22 protein-coding genes are annotated in these 26026 nt (G+C 47.4%); 9 read left to right on the plus strand and 13 right to left on the minus strand.

What is annotated here, in order from left to right:
* Positions 1-97 precede the first annotated feature (97 nt).
* The gene (locus ACJJIR_RS11300) at positions 98-571 is read left to right on the plus strand and encodes a L,D-transpeptidase family protein (protein ID WP_444905397.1); all 474 of its coding nucleotides are present in this window, start codon (positions 98-100) and stop codon (positions 569-571) included.
* Between the two features lie 199 nt (positions 572-770).
* Positions 771-2177 (plus strand): asparagine--tRNA ligase, encoded by a 1407-nt coding sequence (asnS, locus tag ACJJIR_RS11305; RefSeq protein WP_282932626.1) that lies wholly within the window; start codon positions 771-773, stop codon positions 2175-2177.
* A 46-nt stretch (positions 2178-2223) separates the two neighbouring features.
* Here the strand turns inward: asnS and ACJJIR_RS11310 are convergent, their stop codons facing one another.
* Positions 2224-4185, minus strand: a complete 1962-nt coding sequence (locus ACJJIR_RS11310; RefSeq protein WP_444905398.1) for a GMC family oxidoreductase — start codon at positions 4183-4185, stop codon at positions 2224-2226.
* A 682-nt stretch (positions 4186-4867) separates the two neighbouring features.
* Between ACJJIR_RS11310 and ACJJIR_RS11315 the strand changes: the two genes are divergently transcribed.
* Positions 4868-5245 carry a hypothetical protein gene (locus ACJJIR_RS11315; protein WP_413665631.1) on the plus strand — a complete coding sequence of 126 codons (378 nt, stop codon included), beginning with the start codon at positions 4868-4870 and terminating at the stop codon, positions 5243-5245.
* Between the two features lie 83 nt (positions 5246-5328).
* Here the strand turns inward: ACJJIR_RS11315 and ACJJIR_RS11320 are convergent, their stop codons facing one another.
* On the minus strand, positions 5329-6042 hold the full coding sequence (locus tag ACJJIR_RS11320; protein ID WP_444905399.1) for a hypothetical protein: 714 nt from the start codon (positions 6040-6042) through the stop codon (positions 5329-5331).
* Positions 6043-6682: 640 nt separating this feature from the next.
* Here ACJJIR_RS11320 and ACJJIR_RS11325 point away from each other — a divergent pair.
* The gene (locus tag ACJJIR_RS11325) at positions 6683-6883 is read left to right on the plus strand and encodes a DUF1330 domain-containing protein (protein WP_444905400.1); all 201 of its coding nucleotides are present in this window, start codon (positions 6683-6685) and stop codon (positions 6881-6883) included.
* A gap of 167 nt (positions 6884-7050) precedes the next feature.
* On the opposite strand, the gene ACJJIR_RS11330 is transcribed toward ACJJIR_RS11325, so the two are convergent.
* Together ACJJIR_RS11330 and ACJJIR_RS11335 are read right to left on the minus strand one after the other, a co-directional pair.
* Entirely contained in the window at positions 7051-7605 is a 555-nt protein-coding gene (locus ACJJIR_RS11330) for an RNA 2'-phosphotransferase (protein ID WP_444905401.1), read from the minus strand.
* A 37-nt stretch (positions 7606-7642) separates the two neighbouring features.
* The gene (locus ACJJIR_RS11335; RefSeq protein ID WP_444905402.1) at positions 7643-8143 is read right to left on the minus strand and encodes a GNAT family N-acetyltransferase; all 501 of its coding nucleotides are present in this window, start codon (positions 8141-8143) and stop codon (positions 7643-7645) included.
* A 222-nt stretch (positions 8144-8365) separates the two neighbouring features.
* Here ACJJIR_RS11335 and ACJJIR_RS11340 point away from each other — a divergent pair, with 222 nt between their 5' ends.
* On the plus strand, positions 8366-10483 hold the full coding sequence (locus ACJJIR_RS11340) for a TonB-dependent siderophore receptor (protein WP_444905403.1): 2118 nt from the start codon (positions 8366-8368) through the stop codon (positions 10481-10483).
* 292 nt (positions 10484-10775) lie between these two features.
* Here ACJJIR_RS11340 and ACJJIR_RS11345 read toward each other — a convergent pair whose 3' ends face one another.
* The 4 genes from ACJJIR_RS11345 to ACJJIR_RS11360 form a co-directional block, all read right to left on the minus strand.
* The gene (locus ACJJIR_RS11345) at positions 10776-11165 is read right to left on the minus strand and encodes a DUF3224 domain-containing protein (protein WP_444905404.1); all 390 of its coding nucleotides are present in this window, start codon (positions 11163-11165) and stop codon (positions 10776-10778) included.
* Positions 11166-11768: 603 nt separating this feature from the next.
* Entirely contained in the window at positions 11769-14906 is a 3138-nt protein-coding gene (locus ACJJIR_RS11350) for an efflux RND transporter permease subunit (RefSeq protein WP_444905405.1), read from the minus strand.
* Positions 14903-16264: an efflux RND transporter periplasmic adaptor subunit gene (locus ACJJIR_RS11355; protein WP_444905406.1), complete on the minus strand. Its 1362-nt coding sequence runs from the start codon at positions 16262-16264 to the stop codon at positions 14903-14905. The genes ACJJIR_RS11350 and ACJJIR_RS11355 overlap by 4 nt, the downstream gene beginning before the upstream one ends.
* A complete protein-coding gene (locus ACJJIR_RS11360; RefSeq protein ID WP_444905407.1) occupies positions 16254-16946 on the minus strand; it encodes a TetR/AcrR family transcriptional regulator in 693 nt (230 codons plus the stop codon). The genes ACJJIR_RS11355 and ACJJIR_RS11360 overlap by 11 nt, the downstream gene beginning before the upstream one ends.
* Before the next feature lie 558 nt (positions 16947-17504).
* Between ACJJIR_RS11360 and ACJJIR_RS11365 the strand changes: the two genes are divergently transcribed.
* Positions 17505-18326 (plus strand): alpha/beta hydrolase, encoded by an 822-nt coding sequence (locus ACJJIR_RS11365; protein WP_444905408.1) that lies wholly within the window; start codon positions 17505-17507, stop codon positions 18324-18326.
* A 197-nt stretch (positions 18327-18523) separates the two neighbouring features.
* On the opposite strand, the gene ACJJIR_RS11370 is transcribed toward ACJJIR_RS11365, so the two are convergent.
* The 4 genes from ACJJIR_RS11370 to ACJJIR_RS11385 all read right to left on the minus strand — a co-directional run bounded on the left by ACJJIR_RS11370 (position 18524) and on the right by ACJJIR_RS11385 (position 22253).
* Positions 18524-18907 (minus strand): hypothetical protein, encoded by a 384-nt coding sequence (locus tag ACJJIR_RS11370; protein WP_413665620.1) that lies wholly within the window; start codon positions 18905-18907, stop codon positions 18524-18526.
* Positions 18908-19412: 505 nt separating this feature from the next.
* A complete protein-coding gene (locus ACJJIR_RS11375) occupies positions 19413-20300 on the minus strand; it encodes an AraC family transcriptional regulator (protein WP_444905409.1) in 888 nt (295 codons plus the stop codon).
* Positions 20301-20598: 298 nt separating this feature from the next.
* Positions 20599-20964, minus strand: a complete 366-nt coding sequence (locus ACJJIR_RS11380; protein WP_444905410.1) for a VOC family protein — start codon at positions 20962-20964, stop codon at positions 20599-20601.
* A gap of 65 nt (positions 20965-21029) precedes the next feature.
* Positions 21030-22253, minus strand: coding sequence for a CaiB/BaiF CoA transferase family protein (locus ACJJIR_RS11385; RefSeq protein ID WP_444905411.1), 1224 nt, complete (start codon positions 22251-22253; stop codon positions 21030-21032).
* A gap of 276 nt (positions 22254-22529) precedes the next feature.
* On the opposite strand from ACJJIR_RS11385, the gene ACJJIR_RS11390 reads away from it, so the two are divergent.
* Positions 22530-22847 carry an Mpo1-like protein gene (locus ACJJIR_RS11390; protein ID WP_444897123.1) on the plus strand — a complete coding sequence of 106 codons (318 nt, stop codon included), beginning with the start codon at positions 22530-22532 and terminating at the stop codon, positions 22845-22847.
* 5 nt (positions 22848-22852) lie between these two features.
* On the opposite strand, the gene ACJJIR_RS11395 is transcribed toward ACJJIR_RS11390, so the two are convergent.
* Positions 22853-24229, minus strand: coding sequence for a TyrR/PhhR family helix-turn-helix DNA-binding protein (locus ACJJIR_RS11395; RefSeq protein WP_444905412.1), 1377 nt, complete (start codon positions 24227-24229; stop codon positions 22853-22855).
* Between the two features lie 247 nt (positions 24230-24476).
* On the opposite strand from ACJJIR_RS11395, the gene phhA reads away from it, so the two are divergent.
* Complete coding sequence (phhA, locus tag ACJJIR_RS11400) at positions 24477-25280, plus strand: phenylalanine 4-monooxygenase (protein WP_108733440.1); 804 nt, start codon at positions 24477-24479, stop codon at positions 25278-25280.
* A 268-nt stretch (positions 25281-25548) separates the two neighbouring features.
* Positions 25549-26019 carry an Lrp/AsnC family transcriptional regulator gene (locus ACJJIR_RS11405; protein WP_108733441.1) on the plus strand — a complete coding sequence of 157 codons (471 nt, stop codon included), beginning with the start codon at positions 25549-25551 and terminating at the stop codon, positions 26017-26019.
* Positions 26020-26026 lie beyond the last annotated feature (7 nt).

The raw sequence follows: 26026 nt of genomic DNA on the forward strand, positions 1-26026 counted from the left end.
TGCAGCTGCAAGATAATTCAGCCCCGCCCTTTTGCTGATTCGGAAATTTAAGATCACAGCAACCTGAATCAACCACCTCCAACTGGAGTTACAAGCCGTGCGCTATATCGCCATTCTGCTTTTTACATTAACCACTATTGCCCAGGCTGAAGTCACCCTGGTGGAAGTGATTAAGTCCGAAAACAAAATGCTCTTGCTCGATGGCGACAAGGTTAAAAAGAGCTACCATGTAGCCTTCGGCGGGCAACCCCAAGGACACAAGCAGCAGGAAGGCGATGAAAAAACCCCCGAGGGACACTACACGCTGGACTACAAAAAAGAAGACTCCTCTTATTATCGGGCAATGCATATTTCCTATCCCAATGCCGAAGACCGCGCTCAAGCTGAGGCTCGAGGAGTCTCGCCAGGTGGCTTCATTATGGTCCATGGCCAGCGCAATCGACTCGGCTGGCTCGCTCCAATCACCCAACGTTTTAACTGGACTGATGGTTGCATTGCCCTTACCAATGACGAGATGGATGAGTTTATGGCTCTCGTAAAAATCGGCACCCCCATTGCAATCCGCTGGTGAGACATCACCAATATAGAGGCCATAACAGCTCTTCAAAGTCCTTAGGGAGATTTTGAAGAGCTGCCCGATAGCCAAGGGACTGGATTTCCCCTCTACAACCAGTCAATATGCCCGCCGTAACTTCACCTTGGTGGGGTGGTCAACTTTTAGGCAAGCTGACAGAACACCACCTTCCGGACTAATGAGAAACCGATAGAAAATGACAGTAAAAGTCGAATCCGTAGATAGCCTATTGAAATCCAGCGGTCGCGAGGGCGAAGAAGTCCGCGTTCAAGGCTGGATCAGAACCCGCCGCGACTCCAAAGCCGGCCTCTCTTTCCTGGCCGTACACGACGGCAGCTGCTTTGATCCGATCCAGGTGGTTGCTGAGAATCACCTGCACAATTACCAGTCAGAAGTGCAGCGCCTGACTACCGGCTGCGCGGTAGATATCCTCGGTACCATCAAACCATCCGAAGGCAAGGGTCAGTCTATCGAACTGCTCGCCACCGAAGTCCAGGTTGTCGGCTGGGTGGAAGACCCGGATACCTATCCCATGTCCCCCAAGCGCCACACTATGGAGCACTTGCGCGAACACGCTCACCTGCGCCCGCGCACCAATGTCAGTGGTGCCGTGGCCCGCGTACGTAACTGTATCGCACAAGCGATCCACCGTTTTTATCACGAGAACGGCTTCCTCTACGTGCACACCCCAATTCTCACCGCTTCTGACTGTGAAGGTGCCGGGGAGATGTTCCGGGTTAGCACCCTGGATATGGAGAACTTGCCGCGCACAGATAAAGGTGCGGTGGACTACAGCAAGGACTTCTTCGGCGAAGAGAGCTTCCTCACTGTATCCGGCCAGCTGAATGTTGAGAGCTACTGCCTGGCCATGTCCAAGGTGTACACCTTCGGCCCCACCTTCCGTGCAGAAAACTCCAATACCACGCGCCACCTGGCAGAGTTCTGGATGGTTGAGCCGGAAGTTGCCTTTGCAGACCTGGCAGATGTAGCCGATCTCTCCGAGCAAATGCTGAAGTATGTATCCAAGGCGGTACTGGAAGAGCGCGCCGATGATATGGCCTTTTTTGCCCAGCGCATCGACAAGGAGGCTATCAGCCGCCTGGAGAATATCGTCGACAACGATTTCGCCCGCATCAACTACTCCGAAGCGATTGAAATCCTGGAAAGCTGCAAAGAGAAGTTCGAGTTCCCCGTATCCTGGGGTATTGATCTGGCCTCTGAGCATGAGCGTTACCTGGCAGAGAAGCACTTCAAAAAGCCAGTTATCGTGATGAACTATCCGAAGGATATTAAAGCCTTCTACATGCGCATGAACGACGATGGTAAAACTGTTGCCGCAATGGACGTTCTGGCACCGGGAATCGGTGAAATTATCGGCGGCGCCCAACGTGAAGAGCGTTTGGAGAAGCTCGATGAGCGTATGGATGAAATGAATGTACCCAAGGAACACCTGGACTGGTACCGCGACCTCCGCCGCTACGGCACCGTGCCTCATGCGGGCTTTGGCCTGGGCTTTGATCGTATCGTGTCCTACGTGACCGGCATGGGCAACATCCGCGATGTAATCCCCTTCCCGCGCACACCGAAGAACATCTCGTTCTAAATAAAAAGCCCCGCAACGCGGGGCTTTTTATTTCACATACAAACCTTCAAGCTCTCAGCCCAGTTGCTGCAGCAATGATGTCATCGCTCGCCTTTTCACTGATCATATAGACCGGCACCACAATGAAAAAACCGGGGATTCGGGGGAACACCGAAGCATCCACCACCCTTAAATTATTGGTGCCGTGAACCCGGAATTTACTGTCGACAACTGCCATAGGATCACTGGCAGGCCCCATTTTATTGGAACAGGAAGCGTGATGCCCCCAAGCTTGGTTCTTAACAAAATCGCCAATTTGCTGATCTGATTGAACCTCATTACCGGGCAATAATTCCCTGGAGACCTGCTTGCTCACAATAGGGCCCGACATAATATCCCTGGAAATTTTTACTCCCTCAACAACTGCCTGAAGGTCTTCTCCCAGAGCATCATTACCCTCACCAAAATAGTGGAAGTTGATTTCCGGCGTATCCCTGGGATCAGCAGATTGCAGGGTCACACGCCCGGCGGTATTGTTCGTATGGCCTTTCAGTACAATCCAGGAGAAGCGGTCTTTGTAGTCCCGCAACGCCTGGGAGTACCCGGGAAAGTATCCGTGGAAATCGGAGGGCACTCCGAAAATAAACAAGTCGGGATCTTCCAGCTCCGGTTTGGAACGTTTGACCAGAGACAATACCGGACCATTTCCACTGTAGGGCCCCTGATTGAACCAGCCATAGCGATAGCGATTTAAGCAGGGATCATTCCCCTCCCCCCAAGTGCAATCTTTAAGAAGGGCAAGATCCTCACTCATCTCACTAACGATTCCGACCTCATAGCGATCCTGGAGATTCTCTCCTACCCCAGGCAGATCTAGCAAGGGCTCTATGCCGTGATCTCGGAGCTCATGGGCGGGACCAATTCCCGACAACTTGAGAAGTTGCGGGCTATTGAAGGCCCCTCCAGACAAGATAACCTCGCGATTTGCCCGCACTTGCCTCAAGACTCCGGCAGTACCGCTTTCGTCATGGTAAGGATCTGCCTTATACAGGCTCGCCCCTTCTAAAAACTCCACTCCAACAGCAGTATTCCCCTCAAACAACACACGAGTTGCCAGTGAATTTGTACGAATATGAAGCAAGTTTGGGTAAACTGACTGGGTATCTAAGAGGTATTCGCGCACACTGGTACGGCGGTTTCGACTATCTGCTGCCATAGGGGCGATAAAAGGCCCTTCCTGGCCACTGGCCACGTCCCAATGATTGATATCCAGGCGAAGATTGCCGCTGATAATTTTTTCCAGGGCCCCTTCGAGCCCATATTTGGCCAGCGCAGCCTGGGCAACTTTTAAGATCGCCGGGTCTTCCAGCAATAACGCGGGGTTGCCGCGATTCGTAGGCAGCCAACCATCAAAACCGTGGCGAGATGGATTGGAGAAAATTGGGCGGGGCACATATTCACAACGCTCTAAACGCTCAAAATATCGCCGCATATTTGCGCTATCCCAGGAAATATCCCCTGTATCCCGTGCTATGCGGTCAAAATCATTGTTATGTGGATAGACCGTAATCAATGCGTGGTGCGTGGTACAACCACCGATAGTACTCGCCCGTGGGTAGAGGATTCCCTTCCCGGAAACGTATTTTTCGTCCAGTTTCTGCTGATTGATATCTGCATAATGCTTAACAAAAAAGTCCCAGCTCAATTTGGGGTCTTCAGACGCGAAGGGGTGCCATGCTGGAATATTATGGGTGTCATCACTGGGATCGTCAGCACCAGCTTCCAACACCAAAACAGAAAATCCCGCCTTTGCTAAATTTACCGCTAATGGCCCCCCACCCGCACCCGACCCAACAATCACGTAGTCATATTGATCATAGAAATTCCGATCCAACATTGAGAGAGCGGAAACCAATCCTGTCGAAGCCGCGCTGGCAGCAATACCCAGTTGCACCGCTCCTTTAGTAAAATTTCTACGGCTAATTTTTTTGCTCGACACTTTCTTGTCAATCGAATCCTTCTCTTCCATAGTGCTTATCCATTTTTATACGTTGTATCCGAGATAAGCATTATGCACGCCAGCTTTTGCAATTCTGTCTTACAGGGATTGCTTTAATCTAAAACTCGACCTACTTACCAGCGCGAGGATGTATCACATGCCTAAAAGATATATCGACGCAAGACTTCTTAAATGAAATTAAATAAACCTCTCCCATTCCACCTGGAGACCCCAGAAGAGAAGCACCTGTGAGGCATCAAATAAAAGGAAAACGAGTTTTTAAGCTAGCCAAAATCAAAGGTCACGCTTCAAAATTCAATCAGCCAGATAAACCTTCAAACACCACCTCAAAAAGGAAACATAAATAAATTTGAATAACTGCAAGGCAGTTTATTATTTTAAGCATTACGCCAACGCTTAAAATAATAAATCCCCCAGTCCGGCAAGTAACAAACTCAGATCTCAACGGAGGTTTTCGTGAATTTTCTACACAATCAGTCGCTGGAATATTCTTAGCCCCCCTATTGAGAGCTTAAAACATTGCCCAAAGTATCAATCTGTCTATATGATGCAATCATCGAATTTGATTGCGATTCTTGGAATAACAACTAGATTAATAAACACTAAAAAATAAAAGCGATCCGATTCAACCCAAAATCCTCAGGAGCATCGGACACAAGTTTTAGTTGATGACCGTGAGAAGGAGATCAGAATGTCTGGAAAAGAGCTCTATATCACCTACGAAGAACTTTTAAAACTCGAGAGTTTTAGAAAACCTAACTCAACACCAAGAAAACCCCAAAACATTGATACCACCCACCTTGATGATATCGAAGTAATCATTGCTAACGGCAAAGGAATTCAAGCTCTCGATAGAGAAGCTATCAACAAACTACCACTAACAGGATGGGTTTGTAGATTTCCCGCCCACATTCACCCCCCCAAAGGGTTGAAACTCGTTCAAGTCAGCGAGCACCTATTGAATATTGCTCCGGCTAGAAATATGCCGTTGCAAAAATTTGAGGCTTTAGTCAAGGAACTCACTATCAGCGCCATCACAATATTCAAGAAGCAAGGTCGAGCCGTCTGATATATGACCATGATCACAGCCGACTGCAAAACGGTATGCTATTGAGCTGCCGTTTTGCTATCTCTCCACTAAGTACTTACCCCCTAGCCTATTAATTTCTGAAATGCGATTAACTTCCTGATGTAAGCTCGCATTTCCGGAGTATCAAATTTCCCCTGATAACGATCAGGATCGTTGACTGAGCGCCCCTTAATACCGGGACAGCCACCAAATCGTATTAGTGTGGAAAAAGCAGGCATTAACTGCAACTCCTCTACCGAAGCCTTGATTTCTAAATCCAAATGATCTGAGTACTCTTCAATATATCTGGAAACCGTCCCCATACCTGAAAGTGTTTGTGCACAAACCATATTCCCAACTGTCCCAAACTTGGGGAATCGATGAACTTCTTTAAAGTCCACCTTATCAAAGCTGGCCAATAGATTTTCCTTCAATACCAACTCGGCAAACTCCAGGTGCTCCCCCTTTTTGGGTTTCAAGCCTGTCACCTGGTAGTGGAGCGCCTCAAAGGGAACAAAAAGATTGCTCCACCCCTTTTCAATTTTTGAAATTGCATATTCCTTATAAGCAGCTTTTTCCTGATACTTATCGATAGTCTGAAAGATTGAAAGCGCCAGACCAACAACTGCCACCCCGGCTGCAACACCGCCTATCCTGGTTACCCTTTTCAGGCCAATTTGGGTTTCATCCCATGTCTTCCCATGAATTGCCAAAAGAGCCGCGATAGCTGTAAGTGCATGCCCTAAAATAGAAATAGTCAGATCCATAAGCTCTCCCAGAAAAAGCTCAAATTTCAATATGCACTAAAAATCAAATCTTGGTATCACTATCTACCGATACCAGAAAATTTCAACACAGTAGATACACGCCACATTGCGAAAATCACCGCCAAACTATCTATTTTCATTAATGGGCAGGAACAAATAGAAAGATACACTTACTCAGAAAAGCTAATCAATAAGTTAAAATTACTATTTTTAGACTGGAGCCTTATAAGAAACCCAAAACAAAACAATCGTACCCATTTGAATTCACCTCATCGCACAGAATTAAATAGCAATATACGGAGCTTGTACTTTTCCTGTGGATTTAATTAGAAAGTAGGCAGCGCAATAAGGGGCTAAGGTTGACTCACAAGATAGCGCTTTACTAACTATACTATTTAAGTCAAATCCCCTGACTCCATACAATTAATAAATTTAAAGGCCTATTATAACAACCGACCCCCAACTACCCGCCAAACATCTCCTTTGCGACCCAAAGGCTACTATTGGGAACCTTTTTAAAACTTGACCCTGAATAGCTAACTACTATAACTATTCACAAGGTTGTATAACACGCAGCATCTACTGACCAACTGGTATCCATATGATACATCTATTTATGCACGCGAATGTTAAGGACTTCAACGAATGGCACAGAGTGCTAGAAGAGTTTATGCCTATAGTGAAGCAAATGGGCGCTACAGCTACATCTGTATACCGAGAAATTGACAACCATCACAATGTAACAGTGATCCATGAGTTTCCTTCGAAGGAGCATGCTATCAAGTTTGTCAATAGTAGTGAGCTTGAAGAATCTAGAAAAAAGGCTGGCGTGCTTGTAACTCCAAAAATTTGGTATACAGAAAAATTATAATTATTCCTTATTATGGCATAAAAATTTATAAAGCGATCTTCACCCCCAATAGGCCTATCCATTCAATGGGTGTATCTTGATCAATGGCTCTTCCTTTATAAATAAGCTGACTCTAGAGTATCCCTCCACTAACAGTACCCATATAACAATACTGATAATCCCTACCTTTAAAGTAACTTCATATACTTGACTGGCACATGATCAACCAGCCACACATTATTAGCAGAGCGATAAAAATCAAAACCATCTCGATGCATGGATTTAGCCTCCACCCTTAACAGTACGGGCTTGCCATACCTGGCCCCAACAGATCGAGCAACTGCCTCGGATTCTGACAGGTGAACATGATGCCTTTGCATTTTCTTCAGTCCTTGCGCGAGGATATCTTCAACAAAACGCTCTGCAGTGCCATGGAGAAGCGCACCTGGTGGCTCAAGGGGGCTTAAATGTAAATTAATATCTACAGAATGTCCCTGATTGGCTCTGATAGAAAGACCATCATCACTTATAGAAAACCGCTGCTTATCATTGGTTTCCACAACGACAGAAACCAAATCCCTGTTTAGCTCAAAGTCTACAGTTTTCTGAATCAACTCATCAACTGCCACCCATCCATTCTCATCCATAAACAAGCCGATGGCTTCAGGCTTATGCCTGAGCAGGTAGCTGAAGTATTTTGATATCCTGCTCAGCTCTCTACTGAATTCAGTATCTCTATTCAATTCTAATATTCCACAACTAAGAATATAACTCGAAATTTTATGATGGGGCATTCACCTTGGCGAAAATGTACTCATCAAAATAAATACCCCCTTTTTTTACTGAGCACCTTAAAGTCCCTTCATACTTATACCCCGCCTTCTGTAAAACCTTCATTGATCCGACATTTCCAGAAAAGACAGAGGCATAAAGCCTGACAATATTTTGTGAAGAAAAAATCTCACGAGTAAACTGAGTCAAAGCAATAGTAGCAATTCCTCTCCCCCAAAATTCTCGCGCAACCCAATATCCAACCTCACCGGAGTGAGAATACTCTAACAGCTGCTCGCGCATACTTATAATCCCGCAAAAGGCCCCTCTGTACTCTATTGCCTTTACAACCCCTTCCTTCTTACAACCTTTATCAACCCACCAAGCAGCATCTTCCAATGTATAAGGGTGAGGAATTCTCGATGACAAATACTTAAGCACAGACTCATCATTTAAGTACTCAACCAGTAGTGCTTCATCATTCTTTTCAATGTTTCTTAATTCAATCATTCGAACAAACCATCAATTCCCTAACCTATTACTGACACCCTTTCAATGAAAATCAATGCTTTTGAAAGCTAGGGTTCTCAGCTATCAACTCTTCCTACCTACTCTCCAATCAGCACAATAGCTTTTTATCTTCCTGCGACTGCCTCACAATTATTACTACATCTCAAAAATTTCAGCCATTATCAATTATAATCGACCCTATTTGTACGGAATGCTATCAATATGTACCCTCAACAACTCAACTTGGCAGTATGGGCCTCACTAGCCCCTGCTGCGTTGGTGTCTGCCCAGGAAGTAACTCAAACGGTAGAAGAAGTTGAAGTTATTGGTAGAGCCCAACAATTTTATCTGGACTCTCATACACAAGTTGGAACTAAAACTGACGCAGACTTATTGAATATTGCAATGTCTGCTCAAGTACTAAGTGAACAGCTTATTGAAGACCAGGCTGCCCGGGATATCACTGACTTGTACCGTTCCATCGCAGGAGTTAGTGAATTCAGCTATTCCGGAGTCACATTTCGGGGATTTCGAGACAATAAAAATATATTTTACGATGGAGTCCGCGGCGATCCCTATTCGGGGTTTAGTGTTCCTCAAGTATCAAATGTAGCGCGCATCGAGGTACTAAAAGGGCCATCCTCCGCCCTCTATGGCGGCGGTGAGCCCGGAGGGATGATTAACTACACCTCCAAGAGGCCAACCTTCGATGAGCGCCGTGAATTAACAGTCACCTCCGGAAGCGAATCGCTAAAAGGAGCTTCTGTCGAGCTAACAGGCGGTGTAATTGGAAATATCGCCTATCGTTTAGGAGGCTTCTATGAATCTCAAGATAGCTTTCGCAATAATGCGAACAGCGAGAACATTGAACTTGCCGGGGGACTACTATTTGACCTCTCAGCAGACACTCACCTGACGACCACCTTCGAGCACATAGAACAAAACCTAGGCGGTAACCGCTTGCGCGGCGTACCCGTTAATGATGACGGCAAATTCCTGGTAGATCCCTCCTACAACACCAACGAAAAATCTGATTATCAAAACCTAAAAGCCTTGGTTCTTCGAACTAAAGTCAAGCATAAGGTGACAGATAGCCTGAACTTTAACGCAACATTGCGTTACATGGAAAATGAAAGGGAGCAGGCTTATCACGAATCACGCGGTTGGGTAGACATCAATGGTGATGGAATGGCCAATGCTGAAGATGGAACCATCCGCCGTGAGTACCGCGATCAGTACCGGGCAAATGAAGAGCTGAGCCTTACTTTGGACTTTGTGTATGACACAGACATTTCAGGTATGAATCATCAGATTTTGCTTGGTGGTGACTATCATGATGTTGATACAAAATATGACTATTGGCGAGCGCGCCCTGGAGCAGACGGTGTTACAAACCTCAACATCTACGAACTCAACTACGGCATAACTGACCCGTCAACTTACAACCTTATCAATATGAATAAGGATGGTACGGCCAGCATCCGTACCAGCATTTATATCCAGGATACTGTGGAATTGACCAATCAGTGGTTCTGGATGCTAGGTGCGCGCCTTGATCAGTTCGATGAAACTGAAAAAGAAAGCGGCAATAGCTACAAAGATAATGATGCAAGCTACCGTACAGGCATCACTTATAAGCCCGTAGATACACTATCCCTCTATGCAAATTACTCCCAGAGCTTTAATCCGGTGAGCGCAGACGACTTTGAGGGCGGCGCTGAGGAGCTTGAACCCAGTACTGGCAGTCAAGTGGAGGTTGGTGTAAAGAAGGAATGGCTGGATGGGCGTATCCTGACCACTCTAGCCTTCTATCAGATAAAAAAAGCAAATATGGCCCAAAGTAACCCCGCCTATATCAGTGCCGATGAGACCCCGAATGAAGCCGAAATTATCAACCTCGGGCAGGTTCAAAGTGGTGGAAGCGAGTTCACCTTAGTCGGTGACATAACTGAGAGGCTAAGCATAACAGCTAATTATGCGTACAACGATACGTATATCGCTGAGGGTGACTCACGCAATGTGTCAGACTCAGGTCAGTTCGTAAATGCACCCAAACACCAAGCAGGCTTGTGGGCCCGCTATGACCTCAGCATCTGGGACTCAGCGTTTGCCATTGGTGCCGACTATGTGAGCGATCAAATAAGCTTCGATGATCAAAAAATAAAGGCCTACACTGTACTCGATGCCAGCTGGGCAACTCGCTGGGATGATATTCAGCTGAGTATTAACGTAAACAACCTTTTGAATAAAACGTATGCAGTGAGCGGTTTTAATGAGCGGCAAGGACATTTTCCCGGCCAACCACGAGAGCTGATCGCCCAGCTTTCCTATGACTTTTAGCAACCTAGTAATTTATCGTCAGCGGATTTCCACTGGCGATATCATCTTGTTTTATACAGGAAGGAAGTTCTTTGACGATACACTCACCAATATATCCCCGCAGACTTACACACCTATTCAGCCCTTCTTCTAAACTTAGATATTATGAAAACGACACTGATCCCCCAGATTGAATTTCTATTAGCAAATATTCAATCCGAGGTAGCACCTTCAATCAAGACGAGTACAGACCGTATAAATTTCGATCGGGCAATCTCCCCATGACGCTATACAGGCAGTAAACTACTATTTATCATAGTTGGTATTCAAGGTCGTAGTAATGAGCTCCACCATCCATCTGAATAGACATTTTCCCAGAGAGTCCCACTAGTTCTCCAGTGCCAGAATCAGGCACAACTTCTAAAATAAGGAAGTCCTCTCCTTTCTTCATAGTCCCAAAGTGCTGTAAAACAAACGTGCCTCGCTTACCACCTAAAGTACCGGCAACTTGCTCTATAGCTACATACCCCGCAGATCCTTTTACGGGAGTCATTGCACTTAACATTTCTCCTCGACTTTCTCCTGAAAGATCACCGTAAAAGACTTTATTAATTGACATACGCCCCAAGCTGTTTCCTTCACTGCCTTTCGCATACGGATCCATCGGCTTTACAGTAACCTCGAACTTTCCTGAAATTTTCATATTTGCTCCTTTGCGAATTTAGATTGAAGTAGTACGTGTCTGGCTTTACCAGCAACAACTTAGGCTCTAAGGGAGTCTAAAGTGCTACTTATCGGTTTTCCATTTTAATATACAAGACTGTATATTTATACACATAAGATGGCAAAGTAAGTGACTATGGACTGAGATATTCATGAAGGTGCGCAATTAACACTCAAAAGTACTAATGTCCATTAAGCGGTTAAGAGACATAAGCGAGAAATATTGGAACCCACCGAAGCAGTATGGGCTTTTAGCACTTCCAATCTCGTCGAGAAGATAGTTCATTATTATTTGGGACCAGGTGGAAATACGCTTGTCGATTCTACACAGAGAGAAATTAAAGAAATCGGTAAAACGGGATTACAAGAGTTCAGTGAAGCAAAGCCGAAATGACGATGCCCCCAAAACTATTTTGGAGGCTATGAGTTATTATTTTTTCTACACTAGTATTGGCAAAACGATAGATCGTAGATCTGTGGATTGATTAGCCCAAAACACTTACTGCCCAACTTATTAGCACCATTATTAGGTGTAATAAGCTAGGCATATCCCAGGAAACCAGCTTCCCTTCGCATAAAACGATCAACTACTCGGCGCAGGTGCCATAGGCGCCGGTACTAATACGTCTTCGCCATCACTCTCTTCTTGAGGTTCAGTAAACCCAAAGTCCTCCAGTATTCCGTAGAGCGCCGGTAGCACCAGAAGGATCAGAATAGTAGAACTGCTGATACCAAATACAATACTGGTAACAAGCGGCACCAACACCTGTGCCTGCAGACTGGTTTCAAATAACAGTGGCAACAGGCCTGCAACTGTGGTCAGCGAGGTAAGGAAGATTGCTCGGAAACGATCGCGGCTGGCTCGGCTTGCCGCGCTATGCACATCCATTCCTTCACGCACTCGCCGCTTCACAAACTCCACTAACAATATTGAGTCATTGACCACAATTCCGGCGAGAGAGACAAAACCCATCATGCTTGGCATAGACATATTCTGCCCCATGATCAGGTGCCCCCAGATAACACCAATCAGCGCCAAAGGAATAGCCACCAATACAATCAACGGCTCTACATAGCTGCGGAATTGCATGGATAGGAGAAGGTAGATACCAATGGCACCTATTAACAGGGCGCGACCAATGGACTTACCTGTAACCTCACTATTTTTCATTTCCCCTTGCATATCAACGCGCAATCCTGGGAACTCACGGGTAAGCTCAGACAGGAACTTCTCCTGGGTGTCACCTAGTACCTGTCCAGCATTCGCTTTCTCAGTGAAGACATCAGCAAACACACTCACTACCCGCTCGCCGTCAATACGTTGAATTCGCGCATACTCCCGATTCATTTCTATATCGGCAACGGCAATCAGCGGAACTCGTTGCTTGGTAGCTGGATGGATAATGACTAATTCATCGAAACGGCTCAGTGCACCGCGGGAATTTGCATCCATACGAACCTGAATCTCGTAGGTTTCCCCCCGATATTGAATTTCATCTATCTCCATCCCCTGGTAAGCAGCTCGCAACTGATTGGCGACATTGCTGGCATCCAGGCCGGAGGCATAGGAGCCTTCACGCATTTTGACGGTGAGTTGTGGCTTGCCGGGACGCAAGTCATCCACCACATTCACTACGCCGTCGTATCCACGCAACCAATTCTGCAAGCGAATGGACGCTGCCTTTAGCTGATCCAACTCCAAACCGGCAAGTCGCAAGTGGATAGCACGGCCGGCAGGGCCTAAGGCCGGTTCTTTGTAAAGAATAGCGATTGCCCCTGGTGTGTCGCCGGCGGCCTCACGCCAAGCATGGCGCAATTCATCCATGCTGGTATTGCGGCCTTCAGCGGCAAGCAGATCGACATTAATTGTGGCCACATGGGGCCCCGATTCAAAGGCATCTCCGTTAACACCAAAAGTGACACTCGTATGGTTTACCAAAGGTGCTCTTTCATTTTCAGAAAACTCTGAGGCAACTTGATCCAACGTCTTCAACTGCTTATCGACTAATTTCTCCATATCGACCAAAGACGTGCCTTGAGGCATTAAGATCCGAGCTTGCAATAAATCGCCCTCCAAGGTGGGAAAACCCTGAAACTTGACGATCCCCGATGTCATCAAACTAATAGTGACCAGGAACAAGCCAAATACACCCCCGACAAAGGCATAGCGATATTTAACAGCCCAATCTGCTGCGCGCCCCATATTTTCTCGCCAACCATCAAAACGTTTGGCAAAAGCCTGCTTCCAGGCAGGGGGGCGACTTTTATGCTCAAGGGCATGCCGCAAGTGTGCCGGCAAAATCAGGAAAGCTTCGATCAGGCTAATGAGCAATACAGAAATCAATACAATGGGGAGCACCTTGAGGACCTGCCCCATATCCCCCTTAATAAAGACCAGTCCTCCAAACACCATTACCGTAGTTGCGAATGAAGACAGTACTCCACGAGCCACTCGCTTGGTGCCATTAATAACCGCTTCCAACGGCGACCTTCCCTCACGGTGTTCACTGGCAATACTCTCCGATAACACAATGGCGTCATCCATCAGGATACCAATGGCAATCAGCAGTCCTACCAGACTGATCATATTAATGGACACGCCCATGGCCGTGATCAGTGCAAACGAACCCAGGAATGAAACCGGCAAGCCCATGACCACCCAAAAGACATAGCGGCCACTGAAAAACAGATAGAGAGCCAGCGCTACCAAAATCAGGCCCTGCCAGGCGTTAGCCATAATCATCTGCAAGCGATCCGCAACGATAGAGGCGCTGTCTTGGGTTAGAGTGAGTTTCATACCCTCAGGCAGATTTTCATTTTCACGGTCGACAAAGTCGCGTACGGCTTCAAGCACACGCAAGCTATCATCCACACTATTCTTCTCGACATTGAGAAGCGCTGCACGATGACCGTCAAAAGTAATTTTGTCTTCAGCCAGCTCAAAGTCATCGTAAATTTTTGCAATATCCCCAAGTCGAACTTCCGCTCCATCACCACCTTTAATCACCACCAGGTTTTCCAATTCTGCAACCGTGCGGCGCTCTTCGGTAAAACGCACCTGGTATTCTCGATCCGGCGTGGATACCTTGCCGGCGGGCATGTCGATCGCTTGCTGGTCAATAATATTAGCCAGGTCCATCACGCTGAGTCCGTACTGGCGCAAGTTATAATCTGAAACTTCAATCTGAAGCTGGTGGTCAGAAAAACCGGAAATGCGCACAATAGGAATAGCGGGATCGCGGAGTAATTCGCGGCGGTAGTGCTCCGCCAGCTGGTTTAATTGGGGCAAAGGAAGGTCAGCACTGATAGCAATACTAACCACCCCCTGAGTGCGGCCCAGTTCTTCGATCACCGGGCGCTCGCTTTCTGCAGGAAGCGAATCGATACTGTCTACTGCGGACTCCACATCAGCAACAAACTGGTCCATATCACCCGCTTCTTGCATCTTGAGGGTCATCAGGCCCAGATTATCTTTTGCCTCACACAATCGCTCATCAATAAAGCTGATTCCATCGGTGGCCTCCTCCAAGGGAAGACAAATACTATCTTCCACTTCGGCTGCCGCAGCGCCGGCATAAGGTACCGAAACCTGAACCTCAAACTTATCGATTTCCGGCATCGTTTCACGCTTCATGCTGGGCAGAACAAAAAGCCCGCTTAGCATCAGCGCAACCATCAATAAATTGGCCGCCGTTGGGTGACCGGCAAAATAACGTATCACTGCTGGGTACCTCTAGCACTCGCCGCAACGGATTGCTCATCACTGACGACGGAAACTGCCATTCCATTAATCGCAGGAATTACATCAGTCACAATAACCTGCTCACCGGGATTCAATCCCTCGCGGATCACAGTGGTGTCGCCTTGGTGGTAGTCAATCTGTACAGGGCGCACTCTTAGTTGACCATTTTGTACCAGATAAACCTTGCCTTCATGGAGGGCGCGGCGGGGTATAGCGAGTGCTGGTGCGGCGGGAGCCAATAACTCTACACGGGCATACATACCGCGAAATAGCGGTGGTTTTTCACCGGTCACCGCTTTGCCATAGGGGTCATCCACAGCTACAACAACGGAGAGTGTTCGACTGGTGCTATCCAGGGTTCCACCCAAGCGCACTACCCTCCCCTGCCACTCACTATTCCCCGGGCCACCCACCAGGGTGATCCGAGCTTCCAGCCCTAACAACATTTTGGGTAGATCATCAGGAGTCGGATTGGAATCGATGCCAGGCCTTAAATTGCGCAAAAGTGGAGCCACATGAACCATAGGAAGCTCTGCTGCAATTTCTACTTGGGCAAGGCCGCTTGCATCAAATAAACGGGCATTGCCAGCAACATATTGGTTTTCTTCAACATGAACTTCGCCAATACGAGCATTAAATGGCAGGATCACCTGGGTGCGCTCCAGATTGTATTTACTGTCCCGTACCTGAGCTTCTGAGCGAGCTATCTGGGCTTCAATCACTTTACGGCGGGTCGGGAAAAGGGAGAGCTGGCTGCTCTGGTTCTGCACTTCCTGGCGCAAGCGCAGCATATTTTGCTCTTCAGTATCTACGGTCGAGCGGGAGACGGTTCCCTTGGCAACTAACTTTTGCTTGCGAGCGAGTTCTTTCTCACCCAATTTGAGGGTGCGCTCGGCGATGTCCAAAGAGCGTTTACTATTGGCCTCTTCCACGTCCAGCTCTTGCAAGTTAGCGCGATTTGCAGCCAAGTCACTTTCAGCCTGCGCCAGGGCAAGCTGGTAGCTGGTATCATCGATCTTCAACACCAGTGTACCGGCAGAGATAATATTTCCCCGCTCCAATTCCGGAGCTGTATACACCACCCTACCACTGACTTCTGCATTGGCTTCCAGGAAAGTACTGGGTTTCACCTCACCATATGCAATAGCTTGAGCTCGCAGCGGTAACTCCTGCACTTTAATTGCGTCTACCACCGTTATAGGAGCCTCAATAGCATCGTGTTTAGGCTCACCTTTAGTGACGACCAATGCCATAGATATAAACACCCCCGCCGCTATCAAAGCTGGTAATGCCAGCCGGCGATTCATCAGTGCTTTCATATGAGTCTTAATTTCCATTGCCGACTTCCTCGCCTTTGGTCACAGATTTATTGGAAACGCCACGGAGTAAGAGTTGAACGGTATGGTTAATCCATCTCTCCCGGTTTTCCTCCCCCAGAGCAAAGCCAAACCCCTCCTTCAAGGGGTCGCCAGCGATGAAGGGAAAGGCAATCAGACTGATAAAAGAGACTGGCATCAGGTCAATATCCAGGTCCTCTCGCAACTGGCCGCTGGATTGGAGAATTCCCAGCAACCCGCGCAGCTTTGGCACCAGTTGTGAGGCTAACCTGTCAACAAAGAGTTCGCGCATTCGACCAGATTTGGAAGCCACTTCATCAGCAATCAGGCGCGGAATCCAGGGCTCCTTGATGTATAGGCGTATCATTCGACTCATTGCTTCTTTCAGCAACTCTAAAGAGGGCTCCCCTCCATCCAGCCCTGCACTAACAAACGCGGGGCCATACTGCATGATTTGGCTCCGAACCACCTCGATAATTAGCCCCTCCTTACCGCCAAAGTGGTAACTGATCATCGCAGAATTCACCCCTGCTCCCTGAGCAATCTCCCGAATCGAAATATCACGGAAGGCCTTATTCCGAAGTAGAGAGTAGGCTGAGTGCATAAGTGCCTCACGCACCTGGGATTCACGCTCAGGATCTTTTGGGCGCCCGCGGCCTCGAGTGGATGGATTATCAGTCACTGGCATTTACCCTTAATTAATCAGCTGATTAATTAAATAGGAATTACGCCCATGCAGCAACCCCAAAATCCGACCAGCGAGTCAGGTTGTGCCGGGTTATTTTCTGATTCACAAGCTAAACATCTCGGGACGCAATACGTGCCAATGATCAAGGGTTTGACGGGGCTAGCAAAATAGGTTGTAAAATTGACCTCCTGCAAGTGGCCACCTTTACTAAATTCAGCAGTACTTACCGGGAAAATTCCAACCAATTAGATTGGTACATTTTCAGGCCAAATATCCAAATTTCTACTTAAAGCGGCCTGAATGCGAAACCAGGAAAGCCATTCAGCTAGAGCAGAAGAAAAACGTCGCAATCTCATCCTCTTCCATATCCGAACGCCAATCCCAACAAGACTTTCTGTATAAATGATGAGTGATGAATAATTATAACCTTTAGATAAAGCATTACTACAACCACCACCCTTCCCGGTGTTAGTATTAGGCCGTTTCAATATGAATCTTCTACAGACCCTATCTATTTCAAGAATAATTTAACCTTCAAAGGGCGTATAACTTATGGTCAAGTATTTGGCTCTCATCTCATTTTTTCTTATGGCTACTTTCGCAAAGGCTACGGACCTTAAGAGTTCTCCCCTGGTAATTGGCGACTCAATTAGTTTTCAATCAAAGATATTAAAGGAAAAGCGCACCTTAAATGTCTACTTACCCGAGAGCTACCATCGTGAACCTGAAAGAAACTACCCTGTAATCTTTCTTTTAGATGGCTCCTTATCCGAAGACTTTATCCATATAGCGGGAGTGCTCCAATTCGGCTCATTCTCTTGGATTAATATGCTTCCAGAATCAATTCTTGTAGGCATAGAAAATATTGATAGAAAACGCGACTATACATTTCCATCCAAAATAGCTTTAGATCAAAAAGAATTTCCATCATCAGGCGGATCAAAGGAATTTATTGATTTTTTGGACAAAGAAGTTCAACCCATTATTGCGAGCAATTTCCGTACAAAAGAAAAGTCCACACTGATAGGTCAGTCTCTTGGAGGACTTGTAGCTACAGAAATTCTGTTAAAACATACGGACCTTTTCGACAACTATATTATTATCAGCCCAAGCTTATGGTGGAGTGGAGAATCTCTTCTGACAAGCATCCCTAAAGACTGCTGTGAGGACAAACAGATCTATATTGGAGTTGGAAAAGAGGGGGAAGTGATGGAGCGCCTAGCGCGAACACTATACAACAAGCTAGATAACAAGAAAAACAACACAAAAATACACTTCGGCTACTTTGAACAACTAGACCATGGTGACACTCTGCATCTTGCTGTTTACGATGCGTTTGGAAAGCTGTTTTCAGACAAAGCCCCTAAAAACTAGAAACATTTTTCAACTTAAAACTGGTTGCTTTCGTTTCAGGAAATAGAATACAAAACCTGCGGGAGCAACACACCACTTATCTCACCATCAATCAAGTACACAATTACCATAGCGTCAACCTCATTTCAGCGACGCTCTGAAAGAGAGGCGGTGTGACATTTACAGTAAACACCGCCAACACCCTACATTTTCTGAACCTACGTCAAAGCTGCACGACGGAAGTTGTACACAGCCACCTGAGACAGAATAAATAGTGTAAATGTCACTACCAAGCCAGTCAGCATTACTGGCTCGTAGCCCTCAACCAATACAGAAATAAGCCGCGAAGAACCATTAAATAGAAAGTACATCGAGGCAGGAAGTATTAACAACCACTCTTTGCGAAAGGCACCAATTGCCGTAATGATCGCTAAGCTAAGCGTGGGGGCACCGAGAGTACGTAGGTTAGTGAAACCGTAGTTAGTTGTGGCATCAAACCCTGCTGGACCATTAACAACTTCAGGGAAAAGCATGGTCACTAAGCCAGCCGAACCCAATATAAGTACAAATATACCGGAAAGAAATTGTGCGAAACGAATCATATTAAATATTCCATTTGGTTGATTAAATGAACAGAACGAGAACTCAAAGATCCCCTGAAAAATTCCTTATCATCTCTGCTAGACCTCAAGAGGCCCTTAGCTCGGATAACAGACCAAGGCAGTGCTACTAATTGACTGTATCAAGTTTCACTATTTTTGATTGCACAGGGGGCAGAGTGATTAGCCTTCAGGCTTCCAGCAAACATCAGCAAGTAATGAAAAGTGACTGATTCATAGTCTTCAGCGGTATCAGCTATAGTTCGCCCTAGGAGGGTTCTAATCAAACCACCAGGACGATAACTAATGCTCGTCGGGCTAAACGTAAAACCAACATCACCATTAGCACCAGCAATGAGCATGTATTCATTCTTTAGCCCCTCAATAACAAGAGGGTTTAAATATAACGACATATCGTTAGAAAAGTACGCTGTTAAGACAAGGACTAGATTAAGCAGTAAGCCAACACTTTACTTGGAACATCCAGTCAAGGATTTGTACAAATCCGTCAAATCGCCTTTTTACGCATTTGGGAAGGGGCTACTTGATAGTGCTGTTTGAACACCCGGGAGAAGTAACTAAGCTCATCAAAACCACACTCCAAAGCAACTTCAGTCAGGCTAAGATCGCTATTGAGAATCAGCTGCTGTGCTTTCTCCATCCGTTTCGAGGTAATATATTTCGTGGCACTACTGCCATAGACTTGCTTAAATTTACGAGTAAATGTTGACTCGCTCATATGGCATAGAAAAGCTAAATCCGCCAGCTTCAGAGAGGAGTATAAGTGAGCTTGCACCACTTCCTGTAGTTTAGGTTGTTGCCTGATAAACAACTGCCCTAACATCTTCACAACTGTTCCACTGCTATCAATCCTGGGGATAAGCTCTACTAATTCTCGAACTTTTAATACCACCAGTGGCTCACTGAATACTTCTGGCTGCTGGATATAGTCAATTATGCTACGCATATAATTGGAGAGCAGTACAGATTCCTGCAGGCGCTCAGCCGAGGGGGGCTGATTATTGGACTTATTATCCTCCTTAACAGCAGCCCTACTTTCGCCATTATTACCAAAGACATCAGGCATACCACTTGGGTAGAGTCGCTGTAATAGCTCTGACGTTAGCCGAAAACCGATGAAATTAATTTCATTGTTTATTCCATCTTCATGCCACTGATTAATAAAATTATCTGTCTTCATTAGCACAGTGGCACCTGGACTCAAGGTGAGGGTTTCATCACCACAAACCAAGGTTGAACAGCCACTGATAACGTAAACCAACCTTGCCTCATCAACCAAACGGTCTTGATAACTTAACGGTGCCCTGAATTTACGCTGACCAATTACCATTTTCCCTTGTATTTTAAATACAACTGATTCTTCACTATCTGGCATAAATTATTATCTTTATCAGGGACCTAGTCATTTGCAATAAAACATGAAGCATATCAACTTTTCAATCAGAGAAAACAACCAATCGGAAGTGATTGCCATAGCTTCTCTGGCAGGGGACCAAGTTAAATCCAGGGGCTATAAAGAACATGCTCTACAAAGAATCTTTTATACCTAAGAAACTCAAAGGAATAAAACAGCTTAAGGAGCCACTGAACAACTACGTGATACCTCTGGCGTGCAGAGCGATTCACAATCAAGGCGCGGCTTCGCAGGAATGTCTAGACCTTTCAAGAAGTTGCTACACCACCGCGTTAACTTCCACCTTATTCCCTACTGGATCAAAAAATACTAATTGCCGTACATTGCGCCCGGGCACATCCATTAGGTGATTGGCGACTCCCAACGCATCCAGACGCTGCTTAACCGGCTCAAGCGCATCTGTACGGAAAGCTATGTGATCCAAGTAGGGTTTCTCAGGCTGGTCGCCACTCACCTCACCATCTATTAAATGCAAAATAGCCCTACCATTGCCATAGAGCCAAAATCCATTACGCTTGAAATTTGGCCTCTCACCCTCGGTCAGACCGAGAACCTGGGCATAGAAGTCCCGTACCCGCTTTAGGGTTTCCATAGGAGCAGTAATATTGACGTGGTCGAGTTCCATCTGTTTTCCCTAAGTTACAGGGCACATCCTTGTGCCTGATTAGCAGTAAGTTATCTATCTATAACTTACACAATACTCTTGTTCCGCAACTCTTCTACTTGCTCGTCACTTTTGCCAAGTAAATCTCGCAATACTTCCTCAGTGTGCTCACCCAATACTGGCGGAGCCTGAGTGTAGTCGAGTGCGGACTCGGAGAAGATTACGGGGTTGCGCACAGTCTTCACCTTTCCAGCTTCCGGATGATCCTGCTCAACCACCATACCCCGGGCCTGTACTTGAGGATCAGCAAAAACCTCTTCCAATGTATTGATAGGCCCACAGGGAACATGAGCATCACTAAGATGCTGGAGCCACCAAACGGAATCGTGCTTACGAGTCGCCGCTTCAATCTGCGGCACCAATTCTTCACGGGCCATTACCCGCGCTGAGTTAGTCCCGTAGGCAGGATTTTCTGCCAGTTCTTCTACGCCCGCGATTCCACAGAAGCGTTTAAACTGGTCATCATTACCCACTGCCAACATAAAATAGCCATCTTTTGAAGGGACTGCCTGGTAGGGGACTATATTGGGATGGCCGGTACCCTGTCGCTCAGGGCTTTTACCAGAGGTAAGGTAATTTTGGGCTTGGTTAGCCAACCATGAAACCTGGGTATCCAATAAGGCGAGGTCGACATGCTGGCCAACGCCCGTATGCTGCCGGTGAACAACAGCTGCCAATACAGAAGATACTGCATACATCCCTGTCATCAGGTCGGCTACTGCCACCCCCACCTTTTGCGGGCCCGCACCCGGTTGCCCTTCCGGCACACCGGTAATACTCATCAGACCACCCATCCCCTGGATCATCGCATCATAGCCTGCTCGATTTTTGTACGGGCCAGTTTGCCCAAAACCTGTAATCGAGCAGTAGATAACACCAGGATTGATCGCCTTGATGGATTCATAATCCAGGCCGTACTTTTTCAGCCCATCTACTTTGTAGTTTTCAAGAAGAATATCGCATCGGGCTGCCATCTCCTTGATCAGGGCCTGGCCATCTTCAGTAGTGATATCTACGGTAACTGATTTTTTTCCGCGATTGGCACTTAGGTAGTAAGCGGCATCAGCAGTGTCATTTCCCTTCTCGTCCTTTAGGTAGGGAGGACCCCAGTGGCGAGTGTCATCCCCTCGCTCCGGGCGCTCTACTTTAATAACCTCAGCCCCAAAATCAGCAAATACCTGCCCAGCCCAGGGTCCGGCGAGAATACGACTTAAATCGAGTACCTTTAAGTGTGCGAGTGGACCTGCCATAACTTCCTCATATCGCTTACTTGCGGGTTAACCGCATATTTTTGCGGCAGCCTAACAGATAATTTGTGCCCGCGCCCTGATTGGCGTCTGTAGATATTCGTCTTAAACTTAGGGGCCTCTGAATAAACCCGCGATACGGCTAGCTTACGGAGCGATTCATAGTTAAGGCGCGACCTCGCAGCAATGCCTGGACCTTGCAAGAACTCGCAACGCAGAGATATTACGGATTTATTCAGCGGCTCCCCTGATTGTGCAATAAAAATAAGGAGGCACAGCATGGCCGCAATAGAAGCGCAAAAATTTGAATCTTTTCGCGAGTTTTATCCATTCTACTTACAGGAACATAGCAACCTCACCTGTCGTCGGCTGCACTTCTTTGGTACCAGTCTGGTGTTCGCGACAATAATTGCGGCTGTAGTAACTTCCAATATGTTGTGGCTGGCAGTTACTCCTGTCGCAGGCTACGGGTTTGCTTGGATCGGGCACTTTTTCTTTGAAAACAACCGTCCGGCAACCTTTAAGTATCCGTTCTACAGTTTTATCGGAGACTTTGTTATGTTTAAAGATATGCTGATCGGGCGAATCGAACGCTAAGCAAACTATTTTTTATTGGCCGACAAGCCGTATTTCCGCAATTTGTTGGCCACAGCGGTATGAGAAATACCCAACTCCTTAGCCAGCTCCCTGGTTGAGGAGTGACCTTTGATAATGTCCGCCAGCAACGCCCTCTCCAGCTGCTCCATCATTTCCTTATAGGTAAGTCCACGGCCCCAGTCCCGCCAGGGAAGTTCCGCCTTAACCATTAAATCCGGCGCATCTGTACAACTGATCGACGCCGCCCCTCGAATCAGACATTGACTGGATGCGGCCATTAAATAGTCCCTGAGGCCGTTGAAGTTATCCGGCCAGTCGTGGAGTTTGATCAGCTCCATCACCTCGCTATCAAAATTGAGCTCACTAGTCTCTGGAGACTCCTGGCGCATTAAAGTACTGGCATAGCGCGGCAGAGCCGGTCGCATATTTCGCAACGGGGGCAAGGACATCGCTAACGACGAAAAGAGCTGCGCAAGTGGCGGCGCAATAGATTCCCTATCAATAGCGGTGGCCACCAATCTCAACGATGCCGGCAAATTGCGGAGTTTTCTCAATAAATCAACTTGAGCTTCTGTTTTGAGAGTATGTATATCCTCAAGAATCAAAGTACCCGTTCGACGAAGATGTGAAGGCAGCTGCATAGTGCCGTCACGGGGGATAATTCGATAGCAATCAGCCCTTGAGGCCGATGGGGAGAGGTAATGCACCGCACAGGCAAACGTTGTCTTTCCTGTGCCCCGCTCACCCAGTATCAACAGAGGTGCACTGAGTTCAGATAAGTCCTGTAACTGGAGGCAACTCCTTCGACGCAAATCAAAATCCCACAACACCATCGGTCTTGGCAGCTCAGTGACAAACTCGCTGCTATCCCAAGGCTGTAAACGCAGTACCGCCCCAGCCAGTGAGTCAACCGCTCCGGGATTTCCCTCCAGAGTGATTGGGGACCAGTCCACGCGAAAACTCTGCCCCCTTACCACCAGAGGCAGTCCGTAGCGAGGCACTGCAAAATCCCGCAGCAATTCTGCGACCTGCATAAGCGGCAGGAATCTCTGCAGCTGTAGACCAGGCACCTTGTCCAAGCTCACACCGAAGGCCCTTGCCGCTGCCAGATTGGCAGCGACCACCCTGCCCTCGCGATCCACACTAAGAACCGGATCAGTCACATGACTCAGCAAAGTGTCCAACTCGAAATGACGTCGCTCCAGAGGCAATAGAGAGATCCTCCGCACCCGCTTAACTCCAGGAACCTGGTGCAGGGACTTCTCGATTGTCTGGTATTGAGTGGCAAGCATCCCGGGCGCTATCAGATAGACCTTATCTCCACTGTCACCCCCGAGCTCACCAGAGGTCACATTTATCCGATATTTTCCGAAAATTTGCATTATTTCGTGCAAAATGCCCACACGATTTGCACAAGTAATCTCCACCCGCACAGCTTCACCTGTAAAGAAATGTTTACAGAAAGTGTAATTTGAACTCCCCGGAAGGCGCAATAGCTCGCCGCTACCTCTCCCCACCGAGGGCACGCCTGGCTAAAAATAGAGGTCGAAACATAACAACAACAGGTTCAGCGGCAGGTGCTGGGCACTGGGAATCAGCGAGAGCTACCGAGCCGCAGGAGAGACATTCATGAAGAAAGAAGCAAAGAAGGCAAGCAAGTACGTTGCCCGTGAGCCCAATGAAGACGGCTTTATCGAGTATACCGACCTTGAACACCAAACTTGGCAGCGTCTGATTGAACGCCAACTGGATGTCTTACCTGGCCGCGCCTGCGATGAATATATGCACGGCCTGGAGCTGTTGGACCTACCGAAAGACCGCATCCCCCAGCTCGAGGAAATCTCCAGCGTGCTGCGCAGGGAAACTGGCTGGGAAGTCGCCCGGGTTCCCGCTCTTATCGGCTTCGAAACCTTTTTCGGTCTTCTAGCGGATCGCAAATTCCCAGTTGCTACCTTTATACGCACTCCCGAAGAGTTTGATTATCTGCAAGAACCAGACATCTTCCACGAGATTTTTGGCCACTGCGCCATGCTCACCAACCCAGCATTTGCAAACTTCACACAAAAATACGGACAACTGGGCCTTAAAGCCTCGCCTAAAGAACGCGCCTATTTAGCCCGCCTCTATTGGTTTACAGTGGAGTTCGGCCTGCTGAACACCGACGATGGTTTGCGCATTTACGGTGGCGGCATTCTGTCTTCCCCGAAAGAGACACTCTACGCACTGAGTCACCAACCAGAGCGCTACGATTTAGATGCGGTTACCGCACTGCGCACCCCATATCGCATCGATATTGTTCAACCCATTTACTATGTTCTCAACAGCTTGCAACAGCTGCAGGAACTGACAGAAATTGACCTGATGGCCAAGGTCCGCGAGGCCATTGAGCTGGGACTATTCGAACCCCGCTTCCCGCCCAAAGACGCAGCCTGATCTGCATTCAAGATTGGGCGGCCAACTTCCGCCCAATCTTACCTCTGCTAAAAAGCTCCCCCAGAAGCGTTGCACATCTAGGGAAATTCCACTACCAGCACTCTCCCCCTGAGCCTATCGTATCTGCAGTAGGTGTGATGGTAGTTCGATGACTTTCATCCAATAGCCCCCACACCCACTCGCCCAAATACCGTTAGGGGTAGCCAGGGAGGCAATGCAATCAGCGCAAGGACACAAAACCCCTACCTTATAGGGAGCGCATAGCACTATGTCCTCACTTGACGCGATTGATAGAAAACTTCTTGCGATTCTGCAATCTGACGTCAGCCTTTCGATCGAGGAGCTGGCGGAGCGTGTGGGCCTGACAAAAACCCCATGCTGGCGCAGGGTGCAGAAACTGGAAAAGAGCGGCATCATTCGACGCAAAGTCGCCTTGCTTAATGCCGAGATTTTAGGACTTCCGGTCTCAGTGTTTGCCCAGGTTAAAACTGACCAGCACACACCGGAGTGGGCCGACAACTTTGCCGAACATATGGCACAGTTGCCAGAGGTAGTGGCTTGCTACCGTATGGCAGGCGACTACGATTACCTGTTGCGAGTGGTAGTTAGCGATATCACGGCCTATGACCGCTTTTACAAGGAGTTAATCCGGCATGTCGGCATTAGCGATATTGTCTCCAACTTTGCCTTGGAACAGATCAAAAGCACTACCGAGTTACCGATTCCATCCGGTGAGTAAAGTCTCA

It is taken from the genome of Microbulbifer maximicatervae (SeqCode) (genome assembly GCF_052467385.1).

Coding starts and splice junctions, on each gene's coding strand:
- asnS (WP_282932626.1), top strand. CDS start 771: ATGACAGTAAAAGTCGAATCCGTAGATAGCCTATTGAAATCCAGCGGT.
- ACJJIR_RS11310 (WP_444905398.1), bottom strand. CDS start 4,185: ATGGAAGAGAAGGATTCGATTGACAAGAAAGTGTCGAGCAAAAAAATT.
- ACJJIR_RS11315 (WP_413665631.1), top strand. CDS start 4,868: ATGTCTGGAAAAGAGCTCTATATCACCTACGAAGAACTTTTAAAACTC.
- ACJJIR_RS11325 (WP_444905400.1), top strand. CDS start 6,683: ATGCCTATAGTGAAGCAAATGGGCGCTACAGCTACATCTGTATACCGA.
- ACJJIR_RS11335 (WP_444905402.1), bottom strand. CDS start 8,143: ATGATTGAATTAAGAAACATTGAAAAGAATGATGAAGCACTACTGGTT.
- ACJJIR_RS11340 (WP_444905403.1), top strand. CDS start 8,366: ATGTACCCTCAACAACTCAACTTGGCAGTATGGGCCTCACTAGCCCCT.
- ACJJIR_RS11345 (WP_444905404.1), bottom strand. CDS start 11,165: ATGAAAATTTCAGGAAAGTTCGAGGTTACTGTAAAGCCGATGGATCCG.
- ACJJIR_RS11355 (WP_444905406.1), bottom strand. CDS start 16,264: ATGGAAATTAAGACTCATATGAAAGCACTGATGAATCGCCGGCTGGCA.
- ACJJIR_RS11365 (WP_444905408.1), top strand. CDS start 17,505: ATGGTCAAGTATTTGGCTCTCATCTCATTTTTTCTTATGGCTACTTTC.
- ACJJIR_RS11370 (WP_413665620.1), bottom strand. CDS start 18,907: ATGATTCGTTTCGCACAATTTCTTTCCGGTATATTTGTACTTATATTG.
- ACJJIR_RS11375 (WP_444905409.1), bottom strand. CDS start 20,300: ATGCCAGATAGTGAAGAATCAGTTGTATTTAAAATACAAGGGAAAATG.
- ACJJIR_RS11380 (WP_444905410.1), bottom strand. CDS start 20,964: ATGGAACTCGACCACGTCAATATTACTGCTCCTATGGAAACCCTAAAG.
- ACJJIR_RS11385 (WP_444905411.1), bottom strand. CDS start 22,253: ATGGCAGGTCCACTCGCACACTTAAAGGTACTCGATTTAAGTCGTATT.
- ACJJIR_RS11390 (WP_444897123.1), top strand. CDS start 22,530: ATGGCCGCAATAGAAGCGCAAAAATTTGAATCTTTTCGCGAGTTTTAT.
- ACJJIR_RS11395 (WP_444905412.1), bottom strand. CDS start 24,229: ATGCAAATTTTCGGAAAATATCGGATAAATGTGACCTCTGGTGAGCTC.
- phhA (WP_108733440.1), top strand. CDS start 24,477: ATGAAGAAAGAAGCAAAGAAGGCAAGCAAGTACGTTGCCCGTGAGCCC.
- ACJJIR_RS11405 (WP_108733441.1), top strand. CDS start 25,549: ATGTCCTCACTTGACGCGATTGATAGAAAACTTCTTGCGATTCTGCAA.